A 13,888-nucleotide genomic window follows, 5' to 3' on the forward strand; every position below is an offset into this window, starting at 1 on the left:
GACGCAGCGTTAACGCCGGGTTTGGCCTCCTTCGCCCTCGGTCGAAAGAAAGGTCGATATTTCAGCGTCTTGATCTGAAGGTATAGTCTTGGGATTGCCCTGGAGTCGGCCTTTGGCCGACGAACCCCGGAGAGACCCTTGGTCTACCGCCACACCATCGACGCCACGACGTACGCATTCCCTGATCTGCGCGATCTGCTCGCCAAGGCGACGCCGCCGCGCTCCGGCGACCGGCTGGCCGGGATCGCCGCCGCCAGTGCCGAACAGATGATCGCGGCGCGGATGGTGCTGGCCGACGTCCCTCTCGGGCAGTTCTTACAGGAAGCCGTCATCCCCTATGAGACCGACGAGGTCACCCGCCTCGTTATCGACAGCCACGACGCCAAGGCGTTCGCGCCGGTGGCTTCGCTGACGGTCGGCGCCTTTCGCGACTGGCTGCTATCGGACGCCGCGACGCCCGAAATCTTGCGCAAGCTGGCCGGCGGCATCACTCCGGAGATGGCCGCCGCGGTCTCGAAGCTGATGCGCAACCAGGATTTGATCCTGGCGGCGCGGAAATGCGAGGTCACCACCGCTTTCCGCAACACCATCGGCCTGAAGGGCCGGATGAGCACCCGGCTCCAGCCCAACCATCCCTTCGACGACGCCAGGGGCATCACCGCCTCCATCCTCGACGGCATCCTGCTCGGCGCCGGCGATGCCTGCATCGGCATCAACCCGGCGAGCGACGACCCGGCCGTGATCGGCCAATTGCTGCGGCTGCTCGACGAGGTCATCGCGCGGCTCAAGATCCCGACCCAAGGATGCGTGCTGACCCATGTCACCACGACATTGTCGCTGATCGGGCAGGGGGCGCCGGTCGACCTCGTGTTCCAGTCGGTCGCCGGCACCGAGGCCGCCAACCGCAGTTTCGGCGTCAACCTCGCGCTCCTCAAGGAGGCCCAAGAGGCCGGGCTGTCGCAGAAGCGCGGCACGGTCGGGCAGAACGTGATGTATTTCGAGACCGGGCAGGGCTCGGCGCTATCGGCCAATGCCCATCACGGCGTCGACCAGCAGACCTGCGAGGCCCGCGCCTATGCGGTGGCCCGCGCCTTTGCGCCCCTCCTGGTCAACAGCGTGGTCGGCTTCATCGGCCCGGAATATCTCTACGACGGCAAGGAAATCATCCGGGCGGGGCTGGAGGATCACTTTTGCGGCAAGCTGCTCGGCCTGCCGCTTGGGATCGACATCTGCTACACCAACCACGCCGAGGCGGACCAGGACGACATGGACAATCTGCTGACGCTGCTTGCGGCGGCCGGCGTCACCTTCATCATGGGTGTCCCCGGCGCCGATGACGTCATGCTGAACTATCAATCCACGTCTTTTCACGACGCGCTCTATGTCCGCGACGTCTTCGGATTGCGTCGTGCGCCGGAATTCGACGACTGGCTGGCGCAGTCGGGCATTGCGGGCGCTGACTTCCGTCTTGCCGGCGATGCAGGCCTGCTGCCCGATTTTGCCTCACGGTTGATCGCGTGACGTGGCGGAAGCACCCGGTGGCCCGAGGAAACCATTGGTGCCCAAGGGAATTAAGCTCTGCCACAATATTGAGAAATTCCGGCGGCAGCATTACGCTATGTAGCTGTCTGGCAATTTCCGCAGCTAAGTCGAGCGTGGCGGGGGAGCTTTGATGCGAGCTGAAAGTAACGGGACGTCCCGGCGGATTCTCTGCGTGTTTCCGCGATACACATCCTCGTTCGGGACGTTCGAGCATTCCTACCCCCTGACCGATGGCGTCCGCGCCTTCATGCCGCCGCAGGGACTTTTGCTGCTCGCGGCCTATCTGCCCAGGGAATGGCAGGTCAAATTCGTCGACGAGAACCTTCGCCGTACGACCAGAGAAGAGTTCGAATGGGCCGAGGCGGTCTTCGTCAGCGGCATGCACATCCAGCGCCAGCAGATGAACGATATCTGCCGCCGCGCCCACGAGTTCGATCTGCCAGTCGCGCTCGGCGGTCCCTCCGTCAGCGCCTGTCCGGACTATTATCCGTCGTTCGACTATCTCCATGTCGGCGAGCTCGGCGATGCCACCAATCAGCTGCTCGAGATCTTGTCGCGCGATACCTCCCGTCCGGAAGCGCAGGTGGTGCTGACCACCAAGGACCGCGTGCCGATGACGGAGTTTCCGATCCCGGCCTACGAGCTCGCCGACGTGAAGAAATACTTCCTCGGCAGCATCCAGTATTCCAGCGGCTGTCCGTATCAGTGCGAGTTCTGCGACATCCCCGGCCTCTATGGCCGCAACCCGCGCCTCAAGTCGCCGGAGCAGATCATCGCCGAACTCGACCGCCTGCGGGAATGCGGCATGACCGACACGGTCTATTTCGTCGACGACAATTTCATCGGCAACCGCAAGGCGGCGCTCGACCTCCTGCCGCATCTGATCGAATGGCAGAAGAGGACCGGCTACATGGTGCGGCTCGCCTGCGAGGCGACGCTCAACATCGCCAAGCGGCCGGAAATCCTCGAGAAGATGCGCGAGGCCTATTTCGTCACCATCTTCTGCGGCATCGAGACGCCCGACCCCGATGCGCTGAAGGCGATGCACAAGGACCACAACATGATGGTCCCGATCCTCGAGGGCGTGCAAACCATCAACTCCTACGGCATGGAGGTCGTGTCCGGCATCATCATGGGGCTCGACACCGACAAGCCGAACACTTCGGAGGCGCTGCTCGCCTTTGTCGAGGAGTCCCGAATTCCGCTGCTCACGATCAACCTGCTTCAGGCGCTGCCGAAGACGCCGCTGTGGGACCGTCTGGAGCGCGAGGGGCGCCTGGTCGAGGACGACGGGCGCGATTCCAATGTTGACTTCCTGTTGCCCTACGACGACGTCGTTGCGTCCTGGAAGCACGCCATGGCCGTCGCCTACGAGCCCGAGAAGGTCTACGGGCGCTTCCAGTATCAATGCGACCACGTTTACGTGCACCGCCTCAAGATGCCAACGCCGGACGAGATGAAGACCTGGACCAACATCAGGCGCGGCCTCGTCATGCTGCGAAACATCTTCTGGAAGGTCGGCGTGCTCGGCGACTACAAGCGCGTGTTCTGGAAGTTCGCGCTGGGCCGCATCAAGCGCGGTGATCTCGAAGGGCTGATCGGCTGCACCCTGATCGCGCACCATCTCATCACTTTTGCGCGGGCGGCCTCGACCGGCCAGCAAAACGCCTCGAACTATTCGATCCGGCTACGCGAGGCCTCCGTCCCCGCCGAATGATGCGACATGTCTGATCCGGCCATCCCGCGTCGTCCGACCCTCGATCTGCGTTCGCTCACGCCCGCGCGCGTGGCGCTGGGGCGCAGCGGCGCGAGCCTGCCGACGCGGGCACTGCTCGATTTCACACTGGACCACGCCCGCGCCCGCGATGCCGTACACGCCGTGTTCGATGCGCCGCGGCTGGTCGCGGATCTCTGCGCGCTTGGCCTCGTCGTCACCGAGGCGAACAGCCGGGCGGTCGACCGCGGGGACTATCTGCGGCGGCCCGATCTGGGCAGACGGCTCGATGCCGGATCAGCCGAGTCCTTGGCGCGGAGCGCCTCGGAGCCGTGCCAACTCGCACTCGTGATTGGCGACGGCCTGTCGGCGGCGGCGGTCCACGCCCATGCGGCCGCGCTGGTGATGCGCCTGCTGCCGTTGCTCGCGGCCGACGATGGTGTCGCGATCGGCCATGTCGTCGTCGCCTCAGGCGCGCGCGTCGCGCTCGGCGACGAGATCGGCGCCATTCTCGGCGCGCGCATGGTCGTGATGCTGATCGGCGAGCGGCCGGGCCTGTCGGCGCCCGACAGTCTCGGCGCCTATCTGACGTTCGCCCCGAAGCCGGGCCGTACCGATGCCGAGCGCAATTGCGTGTCGAACATCCACAAGGCCGGGTTGAGCTATGACGAGGCTGCCTTCAAGATCGCCTGGCTGGTCCGCGAGGGGCTCGCGCGGGAAGTGAGCGGTGTGGCGCTGAAGGACGAGAGCGCAGACCGGGCGCCGCGTCGAATTGGCACGGCTTTGCCCGGATGAAGGGCATTAAGGCAAAATCGCCACATCTTGATCGATTCGGCCACACTCCGCCTGCTTGCGAGAAGGGCGATTGACCTGCTAAACCCCTCGCAGCGATTTTCTGCGCATTTTCAAAGGGCAAGCCTCCCATTGGTATGGCATTTTCAAGCCGTTCGCGGGGCGCGACAAGCTCACAGACCCGAGCCGATTTAGGAACTGGACAAGGCATGCTCGAAAAGCACAGCGAGAGTGAGGTTCATGTCGACAAGGTCGAGCAGGGACCTGCGTCCTCGATCGCCTTCGGGCTGGAGCGCATCGGGCTGATCGCAGTCCGGGCGCCCATCGTCTCCTGCGTCGTCCTGCTCGTGCTGATCGTCGGCGCCGTGTTTGGCATCCACCGGATCAAGATCGACGATTCGCTGTCGCAGCTGTTCCGGTCCAACACGCCGGAATTCCGCCAGTACGAAGCGGTGACCAAGAAGTTCCCGGCCGAGGAATTCGATGTCCTCGTCGTAGTCGAGGGCAAGACCCTGCTGGCCCGGAACAACCTCGAGAAGCTGCGCGACTTCGTCACCGACATGCAGCTGGTCGAGGGTACGCGCGGACTGGTCTCGCTGTTCTCCGCGCGTCAGGCGCCCGCTCCGGGCAAGCTTCCCGCCGCACTGTTCCCGCCCGAGCTGCCCGAGGGCGAGGCCTATGACAAGTTCATCGAGGGCGTCAAAGCCAACGAGATCATCCGCGGCAAGCTGTTGTCCGAGGACGGCACGCTGGCGCTGATCGTGCTGTCGCTCGATCCGGAGGTGGTCGCCTCCAACAAGCTGACCAAGACCGTCGCCGACATCCGCGCGCTGATAAAGGAAGACCTCAGTGACACCGGGCTCAACGTGCAGCTTTCCGGCGTGCCGGTGATGCAGCTCGAGATCCGCAACGCGGTCGAGCGCGACGGGCTCACCTACAACATCCTCGGCATTCTCGCCGGCTGTGTCATCGCCATCATCTTCTTCCGCAAAATCTCGTTCATGGTGGCGGCGGCGTTCCCGCCGATGATCGCGATCCTGCTGGCGCTCGGCGCGCTCGGCTGGGCCAATTTCAATCTCAACATGTTCCTGAACGTGATGACGCCGCTCATCATGGTCATCAGCTTCTCGGACTCGATGCAGCTCACCTTCGCCGCGCGCGACCGGCTGATCGCGGGCCAGGACAAGTTCACCGCATTCAAGAACGCGGTGCTGGTGGTGGGACCGGCCTGCGTGCTGACGCACGGCACCGCAGGCATTTCCTTCATCGCGCTCCAGTTCTCCGACTCCGATCTGATCCGCAAGTTCGGCGAGGCGGGTCTCGCCGCCACCATCATCGCGCTGGTTGCGGTGTTGTCGCTCGTGCCGGTGTTCGGCGTGCTGCTCGTGCGCAACGAGAAGGTCTTTGCGACCAAGTTCCAGAGCGCGGATGCCGGCGTACAAGCGCTGCGTAATTTCTGCTACTGGATCGCGGTGCGCATGGTGGGCCGTCCCGGCCTGTTCAGCCTGATCGCGGTGGTGTTCGTGGCGGGCCTCGGCGTCATCTACGCAAATCTGGAGCCGCGCTACCGGCTCGCCGACCAGGTGCCGGACAAGCGCCAAGCGGTCGCGGCCAGCGACCGGCTCGACGCCAAGCTCACCGGCGCCAACCCGGTCAACGTTCTGATCCAGTTCCCCAAGGGTGAATCGCTCTATTCGCCGGAGACGCTGCAGACCATCGCGGACGTGCACGCGACGGTGGAGAAGGCCGCCGGTGTCGGCAATGTCTGGTCGGTCGAGACCCTGCGCCGCTGGCTCGCGGACAAGGCCGGCAGCGCCGACGTCGCGACCCTGAAGGAATATGTCAGCGTCATTCCGGAGCATCTGGTGCGCCGGTTCATCGATGCCGAGCAGGACGCGGTCGTGGTCGCAGGTCGCGTGCCGGACAAGGATTCCAGCCAGCTCCTGCCGATCGTCGACAAGCTCGATACCGAGCTCGACGCCGTCCGCAAGAAGCATCCCGGCTATGAAGTGGCGGTCACGGGTCTTGCCGCGATTGCCGCGCGCAATTCGGCCGGCATGATCGAGAAGCTCAACCGCGGGCTCACCGTCGAATTCGCGCTGGTCGCGATTTTCATCGGCCTTGCCTTCCGTTCCTGGGTCGTGATGTTCGCCTGCATCCTGCCGGGCATCTTCCCCGTCGTGATGTCGGGAACAGTGCTGTGGGCGATGGACGAGGGACTGCAATTTGCCAGTGTCGTAGCTCTGACCGTTTCGTTCGGCCTGGGCTTAAGCGCCACCATCCACTTCCTCAACCGCCTCAGGCTCGAGAGCAAGCCGGGCGTCGGCTCGGCGCTCGCAGTGGAGCGCGCGACCGTGCTGGTCGGCCCGGCCTTGATCCTGACCACGTTGGTGCTGGCCTGCGGTCTCGTCGTCACGGTGTTCTCCGATCTGCCGTCGCTACGGCTGTTCGGCTGGCTCAGCGCCTTCTCGATGGTGATGGCGCTCGTCGCCGACCTCTTCATCCTGCGGCCGACGGCGATGTGGTTGATCAATCTGCACGCCAAGCTTCAGGGCACCGACAAGCCGGCGATCTGAGCGGCTGCATCCATCGGACACGGAATCGGCGCGGTCCGGACGATTGCGCCGCGCCTCCGAAAAACAACAAGCCCCGGTTCGCGAGAACCGGGGCTTGTCGCTTTCGGAGCGGAAAGAGCTGTCAGCCCTTCGTCATCGTGATGTTGACGCCGCGAATCTCGCCCTTGGATGAGATCTGCACCGTCTGCTTGGTGCCGTTGGTGCGCAGCGACAAATTGGCGGCAAAGCCGTTGGCCTCGACGAACACCTCGATCTGGCCGCCACCGGCAGTGCCTTGGAGATTGCCGAAGATGTTGCGGTTGGTCTCGCTCCAATTGCCGGAGATGCGCTCGCCTTGGCTGGTCACATCGCTGGTGAGGTCGAACTTGTAGCTGTCGGAGGCGCAGTGCAACGCCTGCTTGAGACTGAGACCGGTGCCGGCAACCTTGTAGTCCGCCTTGCAGCGGATGCGCTCGGTCGAGCCGTCGGACAGCGACACCGTACCCGTCCCGGTCCATGCGCCCTCGAAACCTGCAAACGGTCCGGACGACTGAGCCTGACTTGTCGAAACCGAGAAGAGCAGCGCAGCGCCGATGCCGGCCGCCTTGATTGCCAGTTCAGTCCGTCCAAAGAATTTCATCTCAAAATATCCCGTTTAGAACGACGTCCGCTTCTCACGAAGAACGTCTCGCTACATCGAAAGTTTAGTGTTCCGAGCCAGTGACAGGTTCAATGCCCGACTGCCAGAGATGGCAGTTCACGACGCCTTGCGCCATGCTTCCACCTCTCGATTTGTCGTATTTCGGCATGTTTCTTGGTCCCGAGGCGGTATCGAGAGATGCAGCTCTGCAACAGGTGCGCAGCAAAACGCGGCGCACCTGAATTATGACGTAGTATCAGTCTCTTACATTTGCCAGAGAAGGCGCAGGGAAGCCCTGATTTGGTGGACGTGGCGCCAATTTGGCCGCATTTGCCAGTGCTTGTGCCTTCTCCGAGGCCGCTCCTCCCGCGGCGACTTGCCATCAGAACAATCCGTTCCGGTCGTCGCCCTGTGCTGACCGGGATTGGTGCGATTCTGCCGTCAGAATGAAGGAATACAATGCGTAAGCTTCTCGTCGCTCTCACCTTGCTGTCGGCCTCCCTCTCGACCGCAGCGTTCGCCCAGCAAGGGCGCGGCACGGACGCCGAGCAGAAGGCCTGCTCGCGCGATGTGCAGAAGCTCTGCCGTCCGGTCATCGACCAGGGTGATTTCACCATCCTGGCCTGCCTCAAGGAGAACCGGGCCAAGATCTCTCAGGCCTGCGACCAGGTCCTGAAGAACCACAACCAGTAAGCTCGGCCACTGGCCCACAAAAGGCGGCCCCGGGGCCGCCTTTTCGGACCTGATCCGCAAAGGGCAGCCATCGAGAGACAGGATTGGTTTTGCGGCCGTATTCCCCTATATGGGGGCCGCGGCGGCATCGCCCGCACGGGCTCGCGCGAGCGAAAAAGCCCTTCCTGTCCAAACGATTGTAGACCAGCCCTCGATGACCTCTGCGAGCGAATTGCGATCCGGCAAGGGTGAGCGCGACGAGAATTTTCCCGTCGCGTCCTGGATCATTCATCCGCGTCATCGCGCGCTGATCCTGGCGTATTACAATTTCGTCCGCACCGCCGACGACATCGCCGACCACGCCACGCTGCCGCCGGACGAGAAGCTCGCTTATCTCGACCTGATCGAGGCGGAATTGCTCGGCAAAGGCGACACCCAGGCCGAGGCCGTCAGCCTGCGGCACGCACTGGCCGAACGCGGCATGGCGCCGCGCCACGCGCTCGACGTGCTCATCGCGTTCCGTATGGACGTGACCAAGTTGCGCTACGAGAATTGGGACGAGGTCATCCATTATTGCCGCTACTCGGCGATGCCGGTCGGCCGCTTCATGCTCGACGTCCATGGTGAGAGCACCTCGACCTGGGCCGCGTCAGATGCGCTCTGCGCAGCGCTGCAGATCAACAACCACCTCCAGGATTGCGGCAAGGATTTCCGCGAGCTCAACCGCGTCTATCTGCCGCGCGATGCGCTGGCCGCGAGTGGCGCCTCGGTCGAGCAGCTCGGACTGGCGCAGTCGCCACCGGCGATGCTGGCCTGCCTTCAGGCTCTCGCCGTCCGCAACGAAGCGCTGCTCGCCGAGGGCAGGTCGCTAGCTGCGGAGATCCGGGATTTCCGCCTCGGCGTCGAGGTCTCGGTGATCCAGGCCTATGCCGACCGCATCGTGCGCCTGTTGAAGGTGCGCGATCCCCTGCGCGAGCGCGTGCACCTGAACAAGCTCGAGCTCCTCACCTTCAGCCTCGCCGGCATGATCGGCGAAGTCGGCCGCCGCACGGTCGGACGCAAGGCCATTTCCAGACCGGGGACTGCACATGACGCTTGAGGCGACCTCGCCCGGCGCCAATTATGGCTCGACCGCATCCGGCAGTTCGTTCTACGCCGCGATGCGCATCCTGCCGCACGACCAGCGTGAAGCGATGTTCCAGATCTACAGCTTCTGCCGCCAGGTCGACGACATCGCCGATTCCGATGGCCCGCGCGACGAACGGCTCGCCGCCCTTCAGGCGTGGCGCAACGACATCGATGCGCTCTACCAGGGCAATCCGCCGCCGCGGCTGAAGGACTACGTCACCTCGGTGAAGACCTTCGGCCTCAAGCGCGAGGATTTCCTCGCCATCGTCGACGGCATGGAGATGGACGTGCCGCAGGACATCCGCGCGCCCGACATGGCGACGCTGGATCTCTACTGCGATCGCGTCGCGAGCGCCGTAGGGCGGCTGTCGGTCCGGGTCTTCGGCTTGCCAGAAGAAGACGGCATCGAGCTCGCCCATCATCTCGGCCGCGCGCTCCAGCTCACCAACATCCTGCGCGACATCGACGAGGACGCGGGCCTCGGCCGGCTCTATCTGCCGCGCGAAGCGCTGCTGCATGCCGGCATCACCTCCAACGATCCGGACCGCGTGATCGTCGAGCGCGCGCTGCCGAAGGTCTGCCTGCCACTGGCGCAGCGCGCAAAGGTGTATTTCGAGAAGTCGGACGAGATCATGAACCGCAACCGGCGCCGCGCGGTGCGCGCGCCGCGGATGATGTCGAAATACTATCATGCCATTCTGGATCTCCTGATCGCGCGCGGGTTCAACGCGCCGCGCGAGCCGGTGCGTGTGTCGAAGATCACACGTATCGCCATCCTGCTCCGATACGCTCTCATCTGATGCAAAAAACAGCTCACATCATTGGCGCTGGAATCTCCGGCCTCTCCGTCGCCGTGCGACTTGCCAATGCCGGCTTCAAGGTCGCCGTGCACGAAGCGACGCAGCAGGCCGGCGGCCGTTGCCGTTCCTATTACGACGGCGCCACCAATCTCACCATCGACAACGGCAACCATCTGCTGCTGTCCGGCAATAGCCATGCGCGCGCCTATGCGCGTTCGATCGGGACCGAGGCGGGCCTCGTCGGTCCGGAGCGCGCGCAGTTTCCCTTCGTCGATCTCAAGACCGGGCAGCGCTGGCAGATCGACCTCGGCGACGGCCGGCTCCCGACCTGGGTGCTCGACGAGAGCCGCCGCGTCCCCGACACTGGGCTGACCGATTATCTGAAGCTGGCGCCGCTGATCTGGGCATCGGAAGAGACGCTGGTCGGCAAGTCAATTCCGTGCGAAGGCGTTCTCTATCAGCGCCTGGTGCAGCCTCTGCTGCTCGCGGCCCTCAACGTCGATCCACCCGAAGGCTCGGCGGGGCTTGCCGGCGCGATCGTGCGCGAGACGCTGCTCGCCGGCGGGCAGGCCTGCCGTCCCCTGATCGCGCGCGACGGGCTCAGCGCGGTACTGATCGAGCCCGCCGTGACGTTCCTGCAGGGGCGCGGGCACAGCGTTCAGCTCGGCCATGAGCTGCGCTCGTTTGCGACCCATGACGGCAAGGTCGGCGCGCTGAATTTCGGCGGCGAGGATGTGATCCAGATCAGCGAAGGCGACGTCGTCGTGATGGCGGTGCCGCCGCGCGCTGCCTCCAACCTGCTGCCGGGCCTGAAGACGCCGACCGAATTCCGCGCCATCGTGAATGCGCATTTCCGCGTCGAGCCGCCGGCGGGATCGGCACCGATCCTCGGCGTGATCGGCGGCGTCGTGGAATGGCTGTTTTCGTTCCCGAACCGGCTGTCCGTCACCATCAGCAACGGCGACCGTCTGGTCGACATGCCGCGCGAGGAACTCGCGCAGGCGATCTGGAACGACGTCTGCAAGGCGGGCGGTGTTTCCGGCGAGCTGCCCCCTTGGCAGATCGTGCGCGAGCGCCGTGCCACATTTGCGGCGACGCCGGCGCAGAATGCCCTGCGTCCAGGGCCGGTCACTGCGCTGAAAAACCTGTTTCTTGCAGGCGATTGGACTGCTACGGGATTGCCTGCAACCATCGAGGGATCGGTCCGATCCGGTGATCGCGCCGCCGATCTGGTTCTGGCCGCCAAGGGATAGTGACAGGCGGCCCTGACGGGCATTTGTCCCAGTCAATTTCGGCCCATTCAATCGACTATCGGAGCAATCGAGCGAGATGGATTCCGTGAACGCGACCAGCCGCGAAGCCCAAGAATTCAGGAACTTGGAATCGAGCATTGCGTCGGCCACCGAAGGCGTCCTCGGCTTCCAGCAACCCGACGGCCATTGGGTGTTCGAGCTCGAGGCAGATTGCACGATTCCGGCCGAATACGTCCTGCTGCGCCATTATCTCGCCGAGCCGGTCGATGCCGTGCTCGAAGCCAAGATCGCCAATTATCTTCGCCGCGTGCAGGGCGCCCATGGCGGCTGGCCGCTGGTGCATGACGGCGAGTTCGACATGAGCGCCAGCGTCAAGGCGTATTTCGCGCTGAAGATGATCGGGGATTCCATCGACGCGCCGCACATGGTGCGTGCGCGCGAGGCGATCCATTCCCGCGGCGGCGCCATTCACAGCAATGTCTTCACGCGCTTCATGCTTGCGATGTTTCGCGTCGTGACCTGGCGCGCGGTACCGGTGCTGCCGATCGAGATCGTGCTGCTGCCGTTCTGGTCGCCGTTCCACATCAACAAGATCTCCTACTGGGCGCGCACCACCATGGTGCCGCTGATGGTCATCGCCGCGCTGAAGCCACGGGCGAAGAATCCCAAGGGCGTCGGCATCGACGAGCTGTTCCTGCAGGATCCGCGCTCGATCGGCATGACCGCCAAGGCGCCGCACCAGAGCATGGCCTGGTTCGTGCTGTTCCGCGCGCTCGACGGCATTTTGCGCGTGGTCGAGCCGATGTTTCCCAAGAGCCTGCGCAAACGCGCCATCGACGCGGCGCTCGCCTTCACCGAGGAGCGGCTGAACGGCGAGGACGGCATGGGCGCGATCTATCCGCCGATGGCCAACATCGTCATGATGTACGACGCGCTCGGCAAGGACGAGAACTTCCCGCCGCGCGCGATCACGCGCCGGGGCATCGACAAGCTGCTCGTGATCAAGGACGACGAAGCCTATTGCCAGCCCTGCGTCTCGCCGGTGTGGGACACGACGCTGACCGCCCACGCGCTGCTCGAAGCCGGCGGCGACAAGGCGGTGCCGGCCGCCAAGCAGGGTCTCGACTGGCTGATCCCGAAGCAGGAGCTCGAGGTGAAGGGCGACTGGGCGGTGAAGCGGCCCGACGTACGCCCGGGCGGCTGGGCCTTCCAGTACAACAATGCCCATTATCCCGATCTCGACGACACCGCGGTGGTCGTGATGTCGATGGACCGGATGCGCCGGGAGCACGGTGCGACCGGCTATGACGCCGCGATCGACCGTGCCCGGGAGTGGATCGAGGGCATGCAGAGCGACGACGGCGGCTGGGCCGCCTTCGACGTCAACAACCTCGAATATTATCTGAACAACATCCCGTTCTCCGACCACGGCGCGCTGCTCGATCCGCCGACCGAGGACGTCACCGCGCGCTGCATCTCGATGCTGGCCCAGCTCGGCGAGACCGCGGAGACCAGCAAGCATGTCGCGGACGGGATCGCCTACCTCCGCAAGACCCAGCACCCGGAAGGGTCCTGGTACGGCCGCTGGGGCATGAACTTCATCTACGGAACCTGGTCGGTGCTGTGCGCCCTCAACATGGCCGGCGTCCGCCATGACGACCCGATGATGCGGAAAGCGGCCGGCTGGCTGGCCTCGATCCAGAACCAGGACGGCGGCTGGGGCGAGGATGCCGTCAGCTACCGGCTGGACTATCGGGGATGGGAGGCCGCCCCCTCGACCGCCTCGCAAACGGCATGGGCCTTGCTTGCCTTGATGGCTGCTGGCGAGGTTGATCACCCGGCCGTCGCCCGCGGGGTGGAGTACCTGATTGCAACACAGAACGAAAAAGGACTGTGGGACGAACAGCGGTACACCGCCACAGGCTTTCCCCGTGTATTCTATCTACGGTACCATGGTTATCCGAAGTTCTTCCCGCTGTGGGCGTTGGCGCGGTATCGGAACTTGCGGAACACCAACAGCAGGGTGGTAGGGGTCGGAATGTGACTTTGGGGACGGGGGACTATCTTACCGCGGGTCAAACCGTTGATCCGCGGCCGATATTGATCGTGACTGGACTGGTTCAGGAGGCCCGCATCGCGGCCGGGCCTGGCATGGCGGTCATCTGTTCGTCGAGCAGCCCCACCCAGTTGCGGGCGCTGTTGACGGTGCTGGATCCCGAGACGATTCGCGGTGTGATCTCCTTCGGCGTGGCCGGCGGGCTCGACCCGACGCTGCGCTCCGGCGACGTCGTGCTGGCGACCGAGGTGCTCGCGGGCGATACCCGCTGGGCCGCTGGCCTCTCGCTCGGCGACGACCTCATCGACCGCCTGACGTCGGGGCGCCGCCGCGTTGTGCGCGGCAGCCTCGCGGGTGCCGAGGAAGTGGTCACGGGGCGCTCCTGCAAGGCGGCGCTGCATTCGGAGACGGGAGCGGCCGCCGTCGACATGGAAAGCCACATCGCGGCGGCCTACGCCGCCGAGGCCGGCTTGCCGTTCGCCGCGGTCCGCGTCATCAGCGATCCCGCCCATCGCGCGCTGCCGGCGCTCGCCCGCGCCGCCATCAAGCCGAATGGCCAGATCGACGTGCTGGCCGTGCTGCGCGGCATCGCGCGCAACCCGACTGCGCTGCACGGACTGGTCTCGACCGGCCTCGACTTCAACCGCGCGCTACGCAGCCTGCGCGGCTGCCGCGACTTCCTGATCGGCACCGAACTGGTCGACAGCGAGGCGCTGGTCTCCGAGGCGGCCTGAGC

General features: G+C 64.8%; 11 protein-coding genes. 10 read left to right on the forward strand and 1 reads right to left on the reverse strand.

Going from position 1 to position 13,888, the window contains the following annotated elements:
- Positions 1 to 138 precede the first annotated feature (138 nt).
- The 4 genes from IVB19_RS11670 (at position 139) to IVB19_RS11685 (ending at position 6,624) form a co-directional block, all read left to right on the forward strand.
- A complete protein-coding gene (locus IVB19_RS11670) occupies positions 139 to 1,521 on the forward strand; it encodes an ethanolamine ammonia-lyase subunit EutB (protein ID WP_247300201.1) in 1,383 nt (460 codons plus the stop codon).
- Between the two features lie 151 nt (positions 1,522 to 1,672).
- Positions 1,673 to 3,259: a B12-binding domain-containing radical SAM protein gene (locus IVB19_RS11675; protein WP_247300200.1), complete on the forward strand. Its 1,587-nt coding sequence runs from the start codon at positions 1,673 to 1,675 to the stop codon at positions 3,257 to 3,259.
- Positions 3,260 to 3,265: 6 nt separating this feature from the next.
- Complete coding sequence (gene eutC / locus IVB19_RS11680; RefSeq protein WP_085362342.1) at positions 3,266 to 4,051, forward strand: ethanolamine ammonia-lyase subunit EutC; 786 nt, start codon at positions 3,266 to 3,268, stop codon at positions 4,049 to 4,051.
- Between the two features lie 206 nt (positions 4,052 to 4,257).
- A complete protein-coding gene (locus IVB19_RS11685) occupies positions 4,258 to 6,624 on the forward strand; it encodes an efflux RND transporter permease subunit (RefSeq protein ID WP_018456926.1) in 2,367 nt (788 codons plus the stop codon).
- A gap of 121 nt (positions 6,625 to 6,745) precedes the next feature.
- Here the strand turns inward: IVB19_RS11685 and IVB19_RS11690 are convergent, their stop codons facing one another.
- Positions 6,746 to 7,243 carry a hypothetical protein gene (locus IVB19_RS11690; RefSeq protein ID WP_018456925.1) on the reverse strand — a complete coding sequence of 166 codons (498 nt, stop codon included), beginning with the start codon at positions 7,241 to 7,243 and terminating at the stop codon, positions 6,746 to 6,748.
- Positions 7,244 to 7,702: 459 nt separating this feature from the next.
- Here IVB19_RS11690 and IVB19_RS11695 point away from each other — a divergent pair, with 459 nt between their 5' ends.
- The 6 genes from IVB19_RS11695 to IVB19_RS11720 all read left to right on the forward strand — a co-directional run bounded on the left by IVB19_RS11695 (position 7,703) and on the right by IVB19_RS11720 (position 13,886).
- Positions 7,703 to 7,936 (forward strand): hypothetical protein, encoded by a 234-nt coding sequence (locus IVB19_RS11695; RefSeq protein ID WP_007593627.1) that lies wholly within the window; start codon positions 7,703 to 7,705, stop codon positions 7,934 to 7,936.
- Between the two features lie 193 nt (positions 7,937 to 8,129).
- Positions 8,130 to 9,014 (forward strand): squalene synthase HpnC, encoded by an 885-nt coding sequence (gene hpnC, locus IVB19_RS11700; RefSeq protein ID WP_247821425.1) that lies wholly within the window; start codon positions 8,130 to 8,132, stop codon positions 9,012 to 9,014.
- Complete coding sequence (gene hpnD, locus IVB19_RS11705) at positions 9,004 to 9,843, forward strand: presqualene diphosphate synthase HpnD (RefSeq protein ID WP_018456923.1); 840 nt, start codon at positions 9,004 to 9,006, stop codon at positions 9,841 to 9,843. The genes hpnC and hpnD overlap by 11 nt, the downstream gene beginning before the upstream one ends.
- Positions 9,843 to 11,096 (forward strand): hydroxysqualene dehydroxylase HpnE, encoded by a 1,254-nt coding sequence (gene hpnE / locus IVB19_RS11710; protein WP_018456922.1) that lies wholly within the window; start codon positions 9,843 to 9,845, stop codon positions 11,094 to 11,096. The genes hpnD and hpnE overlap by 1 nt, the downstream gene beginning before the upstream one ends.
- Positions 11,097 to 11,172: 76 nt before the next feature.
- Positions 11,173 to 13,140: a squalene--hopene cyclase gene (gene shc, locus IVB19_RS11715; RefSeq protein WP_018456921.1), complete on the forward strand. Its 1,968-nt coding sequence runs from the start codon at positions 11,173 to 11,175 to the stop codon at positions 13,138 to 13,140.
- Positions 13,137 to 13,886: a phosphorylase gene (locus IVB19_RS11720; RefSeq protein WP_026233265.1), complete on the forward strand. Its 750-nt coding sequence runs from the start codon at positions 13,137 to 13,139 to the stop codon at positions 13,884 to 13,886. Before shc ends, IVB19_RS11720 begins: the two co-directional genes overlap by 4 nt.
- The last annotated feature ends 2 nt before the right edge of the window (positions 13,887 to 13,888 follow it).

Origin of the sequence: Bradyrhizobium sp. 187, assembly GCF_023101005.1 — a bacterium.
GTDB lineage: Bacteria > Pseudomonadota > Alphaproteobacteria > Rhizobiales > Xanthobacteraceae > Bradyrhizobium > Bradyrhizobium canariense_D.